Source organism: Aeromonas sp. BIGb0405, from assembly GCF_024807335.1.
Lineage (GTDB): Bacteria > Pseudomonadota > Gammaproteobacteria > Enterobacterales > Aeromonadaceae > Aeromonas > Aeromonas rivuli.
The window spans coordinates 988000-1002959 of record NZ_JANUEP010000001.1 but is presented as its reverse complement, the minus strand read 5'-3'; the positions used below and the strand labels follow the sequence as shown (position 1 = coordinate 1002959).

Below are 14960 nucleotides of genomic sequence, written 5' to 3'. Positions count from 1 at the left end.
TATGGAACAGCAATGCAAGACCTGCAACAAGAAATAAAGCAACTCATTATCGACAGCCTCAATCTGGAAGGATTGACCCCGGACGACATCGACAGCCAGGCTCCCCTGTTTGGGGATGGTCTGGGCCTGGACTCCATCGATGCGCTCGAGCTCGGGCTCGCCATCAAGGGTCGCTACGGCATAGTGCTCTCCGCCGATGACGAGAATACCCGTCGTCACTTTGCCAGTGTCGCAGCCCTGGTTGCCCTGGTTCACTCCCAAGCCTGAGCCCGTCCCTTTTCGGAGAAACGCAGATGAACAGAGACGAGATTTTTACCGAGATCAAGGCCACCCTGGTGAAGCTGTTCGAGGTGGATGAAGGGGAGATCACCCTGGACGCCCAGCTCTATCAGGACCTGGAACTCGACAGCATAGATGCCATCGATCTGGTGGTGCATCTGCAAAAACTGACCGGCAAGAAGATCAAGCCCGAAGAGTTCAAGACGGTGCGCAGCGTGGCCGATGTGGTCGACGCGGTCGAGCGCCTGCTGGCCGATGCCTGATCCCAAGGTCAGACCCGTGCTGCGACTGCTCTCCCTGCTGGCAGGGGGCTTGCTGCTGGCCTATCCCCTGGCCGTCTATTGGGGGCTGACCCATTGGGGCGGCTCCGCCCTGCTCGCCATCTTGCTGGTCACCTTTGCCTTGCGGCTGCTGCCCGGTGTTTCCCCGGTGCGCGAGTGGTTGCTGCTCGGCCGCCTGCTCGCCGGTGTCGGCCTGCTGCTGACGGGCTTGAGTGCCATTTTTTCGGCCCAGCACTGGCTGCTCTATTACCCCCTCGTCGTCTCTCTGGCGCTGCTCTGCCTGTTTGGCTGGAGTCTGCGCCAGCCGATGACGCTGGTGGAGCGCCTCGCCCGCCTGACCGATCCCGACTTGCCGCCGGCGGGAGTGCGCTATACCCGCACCGTGACCCAGGTCTGGTGCGGCTTCTTCGTGGTCAATGGCTTGCTTGCCGCCGCCACCATCTGGCACGGAGACCTGGCGCTGTGGAGCCTCTACAACGGTCTCATCAGCTACCTGCTGATGGGGCTGTTAATGGGCGGGGAATATCTGGTGCGCCTGCGGGTCAAACGGAGTTTTGCCTGATGAGTCATGCAGCTGACTCTTTCGAGCCCTGTCAACGTCTGCTCGCCGCCATCTGGGAGCGGGCAGACGAGGAGGTGGTGGCGTTCGGCCCACAGGGCGAGAGCCTGTTCGGGGAGCTAAGAGGCGGCGCCGAGGCGTTGGCCAGCGTGCTGGCGGCCTCACCGGCAACGCGCTGGGCACTCTGCTTCGATGACAGCCTGCTGTTTGCCCAGGCCCTGCTGGCCTGCGCCCTGTCGGGTCGTGAGGTCGTGTTGCCCGGACATCAGCGCCCGGCCGCCCTGACCGAACTCGGTGCGGGTTTCGACGGCATACTGACCGATAGCCAGCAGCTGGGGGAGGGGGGCGAGCATCTCTGGTTGCGTCTGCCCCTGACGGCTTCGCAGCATGAGAGCCCGGCGCCGCGCTGGGCCGCCCCCACCGGCTTGCAACTGACCCTGTTCACCTCGGGCTCGACCGGCGTGCCCAAGGCGATCCCCAAGGCCTGGCACCAGCTAGAGGCCGAGTTGCGAGTCTTGATTGCGCTCTGGGGGGAGAGGCTCGATGGCACACGTCTGCTGGCGAGCGTCAGCCATCAGCATATCTATGGCCTGCTGTTTCGCATCCTGCTGCCCCTGGTACTGGGTGTCCCCTTCGCCCGCACCCTGACCCTCTATCCGGAGCAGCTCAAGGGGCAGCGCACCCCCTGGGCCCTGATCGCCTCTCCCGCCTTTCTCAGTCGACTCGATCCTGAGCTCGGGGAGGGGGAGTGCCGTCTGATTGTCTCCTCCGGCGGTCCCCTGGCCCTGGCGGATGCACTCCGCAGCGCCCAGCTGTTTGGTCAGTTGCCCATCGAAGTATTTGGCAGCAGCGAGACCGGTGGCATCGCCTGGCGCCAGAGTCAGGCGCCCCATACCCCCTGGCAGCCCATGCCGGGGATCCGGGTCCTGGTGGCGGCCGAGGATCGCTTGTTGCTGCACTCCCCCTTTCTGCCCGATGGCGAGCCGCTGCTCTGCGCCGATCGCATTCGATGGGAAGAGGCTGGCTTTCATCTGCTTGGGCGCGGGGATCGGCTCATCAAGATCGAAGAGAAGCGGATCTCCCTCGATGAGGTCGAGACCCGCTTGCAGGCCCTGCCCTGGGTGGAGGCCGCCGCCGTGCTGCCCCTGACGGTGGCGACCCGGCAAGCGCTCGGCGCCGTGCTGGTGTTGACCCCTGAGGGGCAGCGCCAGTGGCAGACACTGGGGCATGGGCGCTTCCTCATCGCCCTGCGCGAGCGGCTCAGACCCTGGCTCGAACCGGTGGCGCTGCCGCGCCGGGTACGACTCTTGGCGACCCTGCCCCTGAGCAGTCAGGGCAAGCGCCCCTGGTCCGAGTTGAAAGCGCTATTTGATGAGCTGCCTGCGGACAAGATGGCGGGTGGCGGAGCCGGTCAGCCGATGAGAAAAGAGATGAACAACAACGACTCAGGGGCTGCCGCCATGCAAGCAGCTACCCTACCGACGCTGCTCGAGCAGACTCAGACCCTGGATGCGCTGGTGCTGCGGCTTCATCTTGACCCCGCGCTCCCCTGGTTCAGCGGCCATTTTCCGGGGGCGCCGCTGCTGCCTGGTGTTACGCAGGTGCACTGGGCCATCCACTATGGTCGGCAGTTGCTTGGCCTCTCTGGCTCCTTTGGCGGCATGAGCCAGCTCAAGTTCCAGCGCCCCCTGCGCCCGGGTCAGCAGTGCAGCCTGCACCTGACTTGGCAGGCCGACAAGGGCCAGTTGTTATTCAGCTATCGACTCGCCGATGAGCTCGCCAGTAGTGGAAGAGTGCGGTTATGTCCCTGACCCCTTGCATCATTATCCCCTGCTACAACCACTCGGCTCCCCTGGCCGGGGTGCTGACCAGGCTGGCCCCCCTGGGGCTGCCCTGTCTGCTCATCGACGATGGTAGCGAGCCAGGCGCCGCCGCCCGTCTCGATGGCTTGGCGAGGGAGCATCAGGCCTGGGTGAGCCTGCTGCGTCATCCCCATAATCTGGGCAAGGGGGCCGCGGTGATGACCGGGCTCAAGGCCGCCTTCGAGCGCGGTTTTAGCCATGGAGTGCAGATAGACGCGGACGGTCAGCATGATCTCGCTGACGTGCCGCGGCTATTGCACGAGGCCGAGGCCCATCCCGAGGCGCTGATCTCGGGCCGCCCCCTCTATGACGACTCTGTGCCCAAGGGGCGGCTCTATGGCCGCTATGTCACCCATGTCTGGGTCTGGATAGAGACGCTCTCCTTCACCATCGAAGACAGCATGTGCGGCTTTCGGGTCTACCCCTTGGCGGCGAGCTGCGCCCTGTTTGACGAGGTGCGCCTCGGCGCGCGGATGGATTTTGACACCGAGATCATGGTGCGCCTCCACTGGCGCGGGGTGAAGAGTCGCTTCGTGGCGACCCGGGTCATCTATCCCGCCGATGGCAGCTCCCATTTTCGGCTCTGGCAAGACAATCTGGATATCTCCTGGATGCACACCCGGCTGGTGTGCCGCCTGCTCTGGGATCTGACCCGCCAGCTGCTGCGCTGGCCCGCTCGCCTCTGGCACCGGGGCAGGGCACACTGGTCGCGCACCCCGGAACGAGGCAGTCTGCTTGGCTTGCGGATCATGCTGGCCAGTTATCGGCTGCTGGGACGCAGGGGCTTCAAGGCGCTGCTCTATCCGGTCATCGGCTACTTCTGGTTGACCGGCCGCCGTCAGCGGGCGGCTTCGGAGCAGTATCTGGCCCGGCTAGAGGCGTTTGCTGCGGCCAACGACATTCCACTGCCTGCCGAGCCGAGATCCAGCTTTCGTCACTTGCTGCGCTTTGGCGAGGCGGCCCTGGACAAGCTGGCGGGCTGGCGCGGCGACATAGCCCCGGAGCAGGTCGAGCTGGTGGGGCGCGAACACCAGGAGGCTGCTCTTGCTTCGGGGCGTGGCCTGTTGCTGCTCGGCTCCCATCTCGGGGATCTCGAGCTGTGCCGGGCCCTTGGCACCCAGGCGGGCCAAGTGCGCATCAACGCCCTGGTGTTCACCCGCCATGCGGCCCGTTTCAATGCCCTGCTCAAGCAGATCAATCCAGGATCCGGGCTCAATCTCATCCAGGTGCAGGAGATGGGGGCCGACACCGCCATCTTGCTCAAGGAGAAGATAGAGGCGGGGGAGTGGGTGGTGATCGTCGGGGATCGCACCTCGGTCACCAGGGAGAAGCGGGTGGTCTGGGCCGATTTTCTCGGCGCCCCGGCCCCTTTTCCCCTTGGCCCCTTCGCCCTGGCCAGCGTGCTGGCCTGCCCCGTCTATCTGATGTTCGGCCTCAAGGAACAGGGCCGGTTCCGGGTCCATTTCGAGCCCTTCGCAGAGCGGCTGTTGCTGCCGCGTAGCAATCGGGAGGCGGCGCTGCAGCACTGGGTGCAGGCCTATGCGGACAGGTTGCAACACCACTGCCTGCGAGCCCCTCTCGACTGGTTCAACTTCTTCGATTTTTGGCAGCTAACTCATGATGAACAGTGATACTCCTTCTCCCCAGGTCACCTTCGGCGCAGACAGGCTCACCATAGAGCAGGTAGTGGCCCTGGCCGAGGGGCGGGCCAGACCCGTACTCAATCCGGATCCCGCCTTTATGGCCCGTATCCAGCGCGGCGCCGATTTTCTCGATCGGCTGCTCGAGGATGAGGGAGTCATCTACGGGGTGACCACCGGCTATGGCGACTCCGTGACCCGGGCCGTGCCGCCCGCCCTGGTGGCCGAGCTGCCCCTGCACCTGACCCGTTTCCATGGCTGCGGCCTGGGGGCGGATCTGAGCCTGGAGGCTGGCCGCGCCGTGTTGGCGACCCGGCTCTGCTCCCTGACCCAGGGGGTCTCCGGGGTCAGCCCTGCGTTGCTGGAGCGGCTCTGCTGGTTGCTGGAGCAGGACTTAATCCCCCGTATTCCCGAAGAGGGATCGGTCGGTGCCAGCGGCGATCTCACCCCGCTCTCCTACGTGGCCGCCGTGCTGGTGGGGGAGCGCGAGCTCTATCGGAACGGAGAGTTGGCCGATACCGCCGATGTCTATGGTTCGCTCGGGGTCACGCCCCTGATCCTGAGGCCCAAGGAGGGGCTGGCGCTGATGAACGGCACCTCGGTGATGACGGCGCTGGCCTGTCTGGCCTATGCCCGCACCGAATACCTGATGAAGCTTGCCACCCGCATCACCGCCCTGGTCAGCGTCGCCATGGCCGGCAACGCCTTCCACTTCGATGAGCGGCTGTTCGCGGCCAAGCCTCACCCCGGCATGCAGGGCATCGCCGCCTGGCTGCGGGCCGACTTGCAGAGTGGCGAGCTGCCGCGCCACAGCGACCGGCTGCAAGATCGCTACTCCCTGCGCTGCGCCCCCCATGTCATCGGCGTGGTGGCCGACAGCCTGCCCTGGTGGCGTCAGCTCATCGAGAACGAGCTCAACAGCGCCAATGACAATCCGCTGATCGATGGCGACTTTGAGCATGTGATGCACGGCGGCCACTTCTATGGCGGCCACATCGCCATGGCCATGGACAGCATGAAGACGGCGGTGGCCAATCTGGCCGATCTGCTCGATCGTCAGCTGGCCCAGCTGGTGGACAGCAAGTTCAACGGTGGCCTGCCGAGCAACCTGTCGGGTGCCAGCGGCGAGCGACGCATGATCAATCACGGTTTCAAGGCGGTGCAGATCGGCGTCTCCGCCTGGACCGCCGAGGCCCTCAAGCTGACCATGCCCGCCAGCGTCTTCTCCCGCTCCACCGAGTGCCACAACCAGGACAAGGTGAGCATGGGCACCATAGCGGCGCGGGATGCCCTGCGGGTGCTGACCCTGAGTGAGCAGGTTGGCGCCGCCTGCCTGCTGGCGGCGGTGCAGGGGGTCGAGCTGCGGTTGCTGGCCCAGGGCCGCACCCTCAGCGAGCTTGGCGCTGAGCTGCAGAAGATGGTGCTAGGGGTACGCGAACACCACCCGGCCCTGGTGGAAGACAGGCCCCTGGAGCAGGAACTCAGGGCACTGATCGCCCGTCTGCAGGCCCGTCACTACCCGCTCTATGAGGAGATCTCCCATGGGGAGTGAAGCCTGGATGATTAGCCACAGTATCGAGATAGAGATCCCGTTTCACGACGTGGACATGATGGCAGCGGATGTCTGGCACGGCCCGATGGAGAGTCTGCATGCAGCATGAGTCCTGGATGATTAGCCACAGCATCGAGATAGAGATCCCGTTTCACGACGTGGACATGATGGCGGTGGCCTGGCATGGCCATTATGTGCGTTATATCGAGCTGGCCCGCTGCGCCCTGCTCGAGCGCATCGATTACAACTATCCCCAGATGGAGGCCTCCGGCTATGTCTGGCCCGTCATCGACTTGCGACTCAAGTACATGGCGCCCCTGCGCTTTGGTCAGAAGGTGCGAGTCGAGGCCCGACTCTGCGAGTATCAGAACCGGCTCAAAATCGAGTACGAGCTGTTCGACGCCGCCAGTGGCGTGCGTACCAGCAAGGGCTACAGCATTCAGGTGGCGGTGGACAAGGAGAGTGGCGAGATGTGCCTGGCCTCGCCCCGGGTGCTGCTCGACAAACTGGGAGTGAGCGAATGAGGCGCTGGTTAAGCCTGGCGCTGCTGCTGACGACGGTGCTGAGCCCGTTACCTCTCCAGGCCGCGGCCATGACCCAGGCCGAGGTGCGTCAGTTGCTGAGCGAACAACCCGCTCAGCGCGCCCGGTTTGAGCAGGAGAAACAGGTGGCAGGCTTAAGCCAGCCCCTGCGGGCCAGCGGCGAGCTGCTGCTGGTACGGGGCAAGGGGCTCTGGTGGCATCAGCAGGCGCCCTTTGATCTCGCCCTCAGCCTCACCGACCAGCGCATGAGCCAGCGGGTGGGTCAGGGGCGGGCCGAGGTGATAGATAACCCCCAGTTGCTCGAATTCAGCAAGATGCTGCTGGCGCTGTTTGGTTCGGACGAGCAGGCGCTGGCCCGCTATTTTGACCTCGATTTTCAGTCCGGCGAGCAGGGGTGGGCCCTGACCCTGACGCCGCTGGCGTCGCCCCTTGACAAGGTATTTGCCAAGCTCACCCTGAGTGGTCGCGAGCAGTTGGATAAGCTGTCGATCACAGACAGACAAGGGGATGAGACCCGCATCCACTTCTCCCGCTGGCAGGCAGTGACGCTGCCACTTCCCCCCGAGCAAGAGGCCTATTTTGCCCGATAAAGCGCCCATAGTCCCATCGCAACCGACCCTTGGCATCGGCGAGGCCAGCTGGCGCAAGCTTGCCCTGGGCTGGTTGCTGCTCTGCCTGCTGGCGTTGGCGCTGCTCGGCTATCTGCTGCCCCACAGTCGCATCAACACCAGCCTGATGGATCTGCTGCCCCAAAGTGAGCGTTCCGCCCTGGATCCGGCTCTGCAGCAGGGGTTGCTGCGCCAGCTCGATGGTCAGCTGGTCTGGATGCTGAGCCTGCCGGCGGGCCAGGATGGTCGCGCCGCGGCAGAGGCCTGGGCCAGGTCTCTCGCACGGCTGCCTGAGCTCAGTAGCGTTCGCGGTGCTCAGCCTGAGCTGACGGGAGCCTGGCAAGGGTATCTGCATGACTACGCCTGGCAGCGGCTCGATGAGCGCAGCCGTGTCAGGTTGGCGGCTGGCCCCGAGGCGTGGAGCCAGTGGGTACTCGGCCAGATCTACAGCCCCTTTGGCGGCGTCTCCCGCGCCGAGTGGCAATCCGATCCCCTGCTGCTGACCCGGGCCGGGGTACAGGGCCAGGCAGCCACGCCGCTGCGCCTCGACCATGACTGGCTGGTGAGCCAGGATGAGACGGGACGGCGCTGGTATATGCTGCGGGCCGAGCTGGATCGCTCCGCCTTCGATCTCTCCCGCAACGGCGCCCTGCTCGGCCGACTCGACGAGGCCGAGCAGACCCTCAAGGCGGACTATCCGGGGGTCGAGCTGCTGCGTCGTGGCACGCTGTTTTATAGCCAGCATGCCAGCAACCTGGCTCAGGCGGATATCTCCACCATAGGGCTGGGCTCGCTGATTGGGGTGGTGCTGCTCATCTGGGTGGTGTTCCGCTCGGCCCGTGCGCTCTGGCTTGCCCTGCTGCCCATCCTCATCGGTCTGGGCTGGGGGCTCTTGGCCGTGCTGCTCTGGTTTGGCGAAGTGCACCTCTTTACCCTGGTGATCAGCACCAGTCTCATCGGCATCGCCATCGACTATGGCCTGCATTTTCTGAGCGAGCGGCGTCTGCATGGGGGTGAGGAGAGCCCCCATCAGACGAGGATCCGGCTGCTGCCCAGCCTCTGGCTGGCGCTGCTCACCACCCTGATCGGCTATGGCCTGCTCTGGTTGGCGCCCTTCCCCGGTTTGCAACAGCTCGCGCTGTGCGCCCTGGCCGGACTCTTTGCCGCCTTCATCACAGTGATCTGCCTCTTCCCGCTCTGGCTGGGCCCCCTGCCACAAGGAGAGCCCAGGGGGTTGGTGTGGCTAAGCGGCTGGCTCAATCTGTGGCGCGAGCGACGCGGCTTGCGCTGGGGCCTGCCGCTGACGTGCCTGTTGCTGGTGGTCGCGGGTCTGAGCCGGTTGCAGATCGATGATGATATCGGCCGTCTGCAACCGCTGCCCGCTGAGCTGCAAGCCCAGGAGCAGCAGATCCAGCGCCTCATTGGCCAGCAGGGGGGCATGGCGGGTTTTCTGGTGACGGGGAACGATGGGGAGGCGGCCTTGCAACGGCTGGAGGCCCTGACCCGGACGCTTGCCCTGGCCAAGGCCCAGGGGCAACTGACCGGATTCGTCTCGCTGGCGCAGTGGCTGCCATCCCTCGCGCAGCAAAGGGCGGATCACGACGCCCTTGGCAAGCTCCTGCCCGAGGTAGTGGCAGGGCTCAACCAGGCCGGGGTGCCGGTCAAGGGTGTCGCCAGACCCTGGCAACCACTGACGCCCGCGCTGTGGCTGGCCAGCCCGGTCAGCGAGGGGAGCCGCCTGCTCTGGCACGGCATGGCCGATGGCCGGGTCGCCATCTGGCTGCCGATCTTAGGGGTGAGCGCGCCGACGGCCATGGCGAACCTGGCGGCAAACCAGCCCGGCGTCTATTGGCAGGATCAGCGGGCGCAATGGAGCCAGCTGTTCGCCCACTATCGCATCAAGCTGGCCGAGCTGCTGGGAGTGGCCATGGGACTGGTCGCCCTGTTGCTCGGCTGGCGGCTGGGCTGGCGCAAGGGGGGGCGAGTCCTGCTGGTCAACGTCCTGGCCCTGGGGGCGGGCCTGGCCCTGCTTGCCGCCTGTGGTCAGCCGCTCACCCTGTTTGGTGTCCTGGCCCTGAGTCTCATCTTTGGCATCGGCATCGACTACGGGCTCTTTTTTGCCCACAGTGGCGTCGATCCCCACCGGCAGCGCTCGACCCTGCTTGCCATCTTGCTGGCCAACCTGACCACCCAGCTGGCATTCGGGCTATTGGCCCTGAGTCACACTCCGGCCATTGCGGGTTTTGGTCTGGTGCTGAGCGGCGGTATCTTTACCGCTTTCCTCCTGTCGCCGCTGGTGCTGGACCGGAGATGATCCCATGATCCACCCCTTTTTGGTCCACCCCAGACGCCCGGGACACAAGATGAAGTCGCTTCTGCCTCTCTGTTTATGCGCCAGCTTGCTGAGCGCCTGTGCCAGTGCGCCGACCGCGGTGCCGGATAATCGCGCTTTCCTGACCCAGGAGACCCGTCTGGTGTTGCCGGCGCCGACCCTGGCTCAGCCGCTCTATCGCCAACAGTTGCTGAGTGCCAGAACCCAGGGGGGTGAGCATCAGCTGCTGACGGTGTTGGAGGCCGATGGCCGCCAGCTCACCCTGGTGGGGTTGACCCCGAGCGGGATCCGGCTGTTTCGCGTGAGTTATGACGGTGAGGCGATTCGCACCGAGCAACTCTCCAGCCTGCTGGGAGGCACGACCCTGCCCCCGGTGGCTCAGGTATTGGCCGATGTCATGCTCAGCTACTGGCCCATTCAATCCTGGCAGCCGCAGCTGCCCAGGGGTTGGCAGCTCAAGGACGAGGGCATGGTGCGGCGCCTGCGAGACCCCAAGGGCACGCTGGTGAGCGAGATCTTCTATCAAGATATCGCCGGAGAGCGAGAACCTGTGCGTCTGGTGCAGCATGCCTTCGATTACCAGTTGCAGATGGAGAAGCTGGCCCCATGACCCAGGCAATGAACCCCATCTCCCCCTGCTATATCCAGGCTTACGGCCTGATCTGTGCCCTGGGGGAGGGCAAGGCGGCGGTGAGCACGGCCCTGACCGCCTGGCAGGCGGAGGGCATCAGCCCCCTCGACACTGAACAGCAAGCCCTGAGTGATGGCCGACTCACCCCGGTGGGCCGGGTGAGGGGGGCGCTGCCTCCCGTCCCTGACACACTGGCGGCCTATGACTCTCGCAACAATCGACTGCTGCTGGCGGCCCTGGCCCAGATCCGCCCCAGTGTCGATGCGCTGGTGACCCGACTGGGGGCGGATCGCATCGCCATCGTACTGGGTACCAGCACGGCGGGGATTGCCGAGGCGGAGCTGGCGGTGGCGGCCAGGGAGCGAGGGACGTCACTGCCAGCTGCATTTGATTATCGCCAGCAGGAACTGGGCTCGCCGAGTGAGTTTCTGGCACGCCAGCTGGCCCTTACGGGGCCGGCTTACACCCTTTCGACCGCCTGTTCATCCAGTGCCCGCGCCTTTATCAGCGGCCAGCGGCTGCTGGCGGCCGGGTTGGCCGACGCGGTGATCGTCGGCGGGGCCGACAGCTTGTGCGGCTTGACCCTCAATGGTTTTGACAGCCTGGAGTCCCTGAGTCTGGCGCGCTGCCGCCCCTTCGCCGCGGATAGACGCGGCATCAACATCGGCGAGGGGGCCGCCCTCTTTTTGCTGAGCCAGGCCCCGGCGCCGCTGGCGTTGCTGGGGGCGGGGGAATCCTCCGATGCCTGGCATATCTCGGCCCCTCATCCGGAAGGGGTGGGGGCCGAGGCGGCCATGCGCATGGCCCTGCAGCAGGGAGGGGTGGAGGCCAGGGCGCTCGACTACATCAACCTGCATGGCACCGCGACCCGACTCAACGATGAGATGGAGAGCCGCGCTCTGGCCCGGTTATTCGGGGGCGATGAGACGGCCCCCTGCAGCTCCAGCAAGATGCTGACCGGTCATTGTCTGGGGGCGGCGGGCGCCATAGAGGCGGCGCTCTGCTGCCTGTTGATGGAGCTAGGGCTGCCAGCTCCCGGGCAGGGAAGCGTGCAGGATGCGGCCCTGGCCCAGATTGAACTCATGCAGGGACGCGGGTCTGCTCTCGCCGGTGAGCCCCTCGCCCTGACTCTGTCGAACTCCTTCGCCTTTGGTGGCAATAACGTCAGTCTGCTGCTGGGTCGCCGGGACGTGGCAGGCTCCGCCGAGGGGACTGCGCCCCTTGCGGCACAAGAGATGAATACCGAACATGAATGAGATAACCATCGCCGAGCTGTTGCCCCATCAGGCCCCCATGCTGCTGCTCGATAGCCTGCTCGATTACCAGGGGACGCGGGTGCGCTGCGAGACCCGGGTGGGGGATCGCCACCGCCTGCTGCTCGATGAGCAGGGGAGCCTGCCCGCCTGGGTCGGCCTGGAGCTGATGGCCCAGACCATAGCCGCCTGGGCCGGGATGCGGGGGCGCGAGCGGGGCGAACCGGTGCGCATCGGCATGCTGCTCGGCAGTCGCCAGTATCAGAGCCAGCTGCCCGCCTTCGCGGCCGGGGAGCGGCTCGTCATCGAGGCCGAATGCCTGCTGGAAGATGGTGGCATGGCCAGTTTCGAGTGCCGGATCTTGCGCGGCGATAGGCTCTGCGCCGAGGCGCGGCTGAGCACCTATCTGCCCAGTGATAGCGAACTGGCCAATATCTTGCCGCTTGACCGATAGCGCCGGGCTGGCCAGGGGGCTGGCTCGGCGGGCAACAGAGTGCCGCCTGAGGGGCGCTCTGGGTGCCTGAGACCCCATTATCTGAATTTGTTAGGGAAGGATTGATTTATGAGTTCCACCGTATTGGTGACGGGTGCCAGCAAGGGCATAGGCCGTGCCATCGCTCTGCAGCTGGCCAGGGATGGTTTTCACATCGTGGTGCACTATCACAGTGACCGTTCGGGTGCCGAGGCAACCCTGGCCGAGCTCGTGGCGGCGGGGGGCCAGGGGCGACTGATCCAGTTCGATATCTCGAACCGGGAGGCGTGCCGCAGCCGGCTCGAGTCGGACATCGAGACCCATGGCGCCTATTACGGCGTGGTCAGCAATGCCGGTGTCATCCGCGACGGTGCCTTCCCGGCCCTGACCGATGAGGATTGGGATGGGGTAGTGCACACCAATCTGGATGGTTTCTACAACCTGCTCAAGCCCTGCATCATGCCGATGATTGGGCTGCGGCGGGGGGGGCGCATCGTCACCCTCTCCTCAGTCTCCGGCATCATGGGTAACAGGGGCCAAGTCAACTACAGCGCGGCCAAGGCGGGCATCATAGGGGCCAGCAAGGCCCTGGCCCTGGAGCTGGCCAAACGCAAGATCACGGTCAACTGCGTGGCCCCCGGACTTATCGATACCGGCATGGTCAATGCCGAGGTGGAGGCCGAGGCGATGAAGATGATCCCGCTCAAGCGCATGGGCCAGGCAGATGAAGTGGCGGGGCTGGTCTCCTACCTGATGTCGGACATAGCGGCTTATGTCACCCGTCAGGTGATCTCCATCAACGGGGGGCTGATATGAGCGCGAACAGCAGGCGGGTCGTGGTCACCGGCATGGCCGGAGTGACCGCCTTTGGCAACGATTGGCAGAGCGTGGGGCCCCGCCTCAAGGCCGAGTGCAATGGGGTGTGCCAGATGCCGGAGTGGGCGGTCTATGAGGGGCTCAATACCCGGTTGGCCGCCCCCATCCCGGACTTTGTGCTGCCGAGCCACTATACCCGCAAGCAGACCCGCGCCATGGGCCGGGTCTCACAGCTCTCCACGGTGGCGACCGAGCTTGCCCTGATCCGCGCCGGCCTGATTGGCCATCCGGTTCTCACCGGCGGACGCACCGGCATCGCCTATGGCTCCTCCACCGGCAGCACCGCGCCTATCAGTGCCTTCGGCGCCATGCTCAACGACAAGACCACCGCCAGCATCACGGCCACCACCTATGTGCAGATGATGCCCCACACGGCGGCGGTCAATACCGGCCTCTTCTTCGGTCTGCGAGGCCGGGTCATTCCCACCTCGAGCGCCTGCACCTCCGGCAGCCAGGGCATTGGTTATGCCTATGAGGCGATCAAGCATGGCTATCAGGATCTGATGGTGGCGGGGGGCGCCGAGGAGCTCTGCCCCTCCGAGGCGGTGGTGTTTGACACCCTGTTCGCGACCAGCTTGCAAAATGAGACCCCGCAGCTGAGTCCCAGGCCCTTCGACAGGGAGCGCGATGGGCTGGTGATCGGGGAGGGGGCAGGCACCCTTATTCTGGAGGAGCTGGAGCATGCCCTGGCCCGGGGCGCGACCATACTCGCCGAGTTGGTGGGCTTTGCCACCAATTGCGATGCGGCCCATGTCACCCAGCCCCAGAGAGAGACCATGCAGCTCTGCATGGCGATGGCCCTGAATGATGCCGGTTTGCAGGCAGGGGATATTGGCTATATCAGTGCTCACGGCACGGCGACCGAGCGCGGCGATATTGCCGAAAGCCATGCCACTGGTGCTATTTTCGGGGACAAGACCCCCATCTCCTCATTGAAAAGCTACTTTGGTCACACCCTGGGGGCCTGCGGCGCCATCGAGGCCTGGCTCTCTCTGGAGATGATGAATGAGGGCTGGTTCTCTCCCACCCTCAACCTGAACGAGCCGGATCCCGCCTGCGCCCCGCTGGACCATATCCGCAGCGGTGGCCGGGTGCTGGATGTGGCGTATCTGATGTCCAACAACTTCGCCTTTGGCGGCATCAATACCTCGCTCATCTTCAAGCGCTGGTCGTGACCATCAAGATGGTAAAAGAGGCGCCCCTGGGCGCCTCTTTTTATGGGGGATGAGCTGCGCTTACTGCTTGGGGCGAAACGGCTTGATGACGCTCTCATCGCACTCGAGATAGGGGCCGTCCATCAGATCGATGCAGTAGGGAATGGCGGGGAAGACCGCATCCAGGCACTCGCGAATGGATTTTGGTTTGCCTGGCAGGTTGACGATAAGGGTGCTGCCCCGCAGCCCCGCGGTCTGGCGCGACAGTATGGCGGTCGGGACGAACTTGAGGGACTCGGCGCGCATCAGTTCACCGAAGCCCGGCATCATGCGATCGCACACCGCTTCGGTCGCCTCCGGGGTGACATCCCGCTTGGCAGGGCCTGTGCCCCCCGTGGTGACGATGAGGCAGCACTGCATGTCATCCGCCAGTTGAGCCAGACACGCCTCAATCTGGGGTTGCTCGTCCGGGATCAGGCGGTAGACGGCTTCCCACTCAGAGCTCAGATAGCAGCCGAGCGTGTCCATGATGGCCTTGCCGGAGAGATCCTCGTAGATGCCTGCACTGGCCCTGTCACTGACGGTGACGATGCCGATCTTTGCCTTATTCATACGACCCCTTGTCTGTCGCGGTGGATAGGAAAATAAAATAGCATAATCAGATAGATATGTTAAATGCTGGCCTTGATGCCCGAGGTGTCGCCTGCTTGATCCGGCTCTTGGCATACGGCTTGAAAATACATTTTCAGGCCGGAAGTCAGTAATGGGAATAATAGTGCCGCCCTGCTTGTGAAAAATGTATAAGGAGTGATGGTTAGACAGGATATTGGCGTTTCAAATTCAACGTGCTGATCTGTAATGGTTAATATCTTGATGTCCTGATTGGCAGTATTCAATGGAAGCTTGTCGACTGTCTGGT

At 64.6% G+C, this 14960-nt stretch carries 15 protein-coding genes; 14 read left to right on the top strand and 1 reads right to left on the bottom strand.

From position 1 onward, the window contains the following. Window positions 1-12 precede the first annotated feature (12 nt). From M2366_RS04690 to M2366_RS04625, 14 genes are all read left to right on the top strand, one after another. On the top strand, window positions 13-267 hold the full coding sequence (locus tag M2366_RS04690; RefSeq protein WP_042040142.1) for a phosphopantetheine-binding protein: 255 nt from the start codon (window positions 13-15) through the stop codon (window positions 265-267). Between the two features lie 26 nt (window positions 268-293). Beyond that, the gene (locus M2366_RS04685) at window positions 294-542 is read left to right on the top strand and encodes an acyl carrier protein (protein ID WP_042040144.1); all 249 of its coding nucleotides are present in this window, start codon (window positions 294-296) and stop codon (window positions 540-542) included. Further along, window positions 535-1122 (top strand): hypothetical protein, encoded by a 588-nt coding sequence (locus M2366_RS04680; protein WP_259269077.1) that lies wholly within the window; start codon window positions 535-537, stop codon window positions 1120-1122. Before M2366_RS04685 ends, M2366_RS04680 begins: the two co-directional genes overlap by 8 nt. Further along, complete coding sequence (locus M2366_RS04675) at window positions 1122-2930, top strand: AMP-binding protein (protein WP_259269076.1); 1809 nt, start codon at window positions 1122-1124, stop codon at window positions 2928-2930. The genes M2366_RS04680 and M2366_RS04675 overlap by 1 nt, the downstream gene beginning before the upstream one ends. Then, window positions 2927-4612, top strand: a complete 1686-nt coding sequence (locus M2366_RS04670) for a glycosyltransferase (RefSeq protein WP_042040242.1) — start codon at window positions 2927-2929, stop codon at window positions 4610-4612. Before M2366_RS04675 ends, M2366_RS04670 begins: the two co-directional genes overlap by 4 nt. After that, window positions 4602-6173 (top strand): histidine ammonia-lyase, encoded by a 1572-nt coding sequence (gene hutH / locus M2366_RS04665; protein ID WP_259269111.1) that lies wholly within the window; start codon window positions 4602-4604, stop codon window positions 6171-6173. The genes M2366_RS04670 and hutH overlap by 11 nt, the downstream gene beginning before the upstream one ends. A 98-nt stretch (window positions 6174-6271) precedes the next feature. After that, window positions 6272-6697 carry a thioesterase family protein gene (locus tag M2366_RS04660; RefSeq protein ID WP_259236569.1) on the top strand — a complete coding sequence of 142 codons (426 nt, stop codon included), beginning with the start codon at window positions 6272-6274 and terminating at the stop codon, window positions 6695-6697. Then, the gene (locus M2366_RS04655; protein ID WP_259269075.1) at window positions 6694-7305 is read left to right on the top strand and encodes an outer membrane lipoprotein carrier protein LolA; all 612 of its coding nucleotides are present in this window, start codon (window positions 6694-6696) and stop codon (window positions 7303-7305) included. The genes M2366_RS04660 and M2366_RS04655 overlap by 4 nt, the downstream gene beginning before the upstream one ends. Further along, window positions 7295-9637: an MMPL family transporter gene (locus M2366_RS04650; protein WP_259269074.1), complete on the top strand. Its 2343-nt coding sequence runs from the start codon at window positions 7295-7297 to the stop codon at window positions 9635-9637. Before M2366_RS04655 ends, M2366_RS04650 begins: the two co-directional genes overlap by 11 nt. A gap of 49 nt (window positions 9638-9686) precedes the next feature. After that, window positions 9687-10265, top strand: coding sequence for a DUF3261 domain-containing protein (locus M2366_RS04645; protein ID WP_259269073.1), 579 nt, complete (start codon window positions 9687-9689; stop codon window positions 10263-10265). After that, window positions 10262-11542 (top strand): beta-ketoacyl-[acyl-carrier-protein] synthase family protein, encoded by a 1281-nt coding sequence (locus tag M2366_RS04640; protein WP_259269072.1) that lies wholly within the window; start codon window positions 10262-10264, stop codon window positions 11540-11542. The genes M2366_RS04645 and M2366_RS04640 overlap by 4 nt, the downstream gene beginning before the upstream one ends. Next, a complete protein-coding gene (locus M2366_RS04635) occupies window positions 11535-11993 on the top strand; it encodes a hotdog family protein (protein WP_042040152.1) in 459 nt (152 codons plus the stop codon). The genes M2366_RS04640 and M2366_RS04635 overlap by 8 nt, the downstream gene beginning before the upstream one ends. A 108-nt stretch (window positions 11994-12101) precedes the next feature. Beyond that, window positions 12102-12827: a 3-ketoacyl-ACP reductase FabG2 gene (locus M2366_RS04630; RefSeq protein WP_259269071.1), complete on the top strand. Its 726-nt coding sequence runs from the start codon at window positions 12102-12104 to the stop codon at window positions 12825-12827. Next, window positions 12824-14062, top strand: a complete 1239-nt coding sequence (locus M2366_RS04625; RefSeq protein ID WP_259269070.1) for a beta-ketoacyl-ACP synthase — start codon at window positions 12824-12826, stop codon at window positions 14060-14062. Before M2366_RS04630 ends, M2366_RS04625 begins: the two co-directional genes overlap by 4 nt. 60 nt (window positions 14063-14122) lie before the next feature. Here the strand turns inward: M2366_RS04625 and mog are convergent, their stop codons facing one another. Then, complete coding sequence (gene mog, locus M2366_RS04620; RefSeq protein ID WP_042040156.1) at window positions 14123-14653, bottom strand: molybdopterin adenylyltransferase; 531 nt, start codon at window positions 14651-14653, stop codon at window positions 14123-14125. Between the last annotated feature and the right edge of the window lie 307 nt (window positions 14654-14960).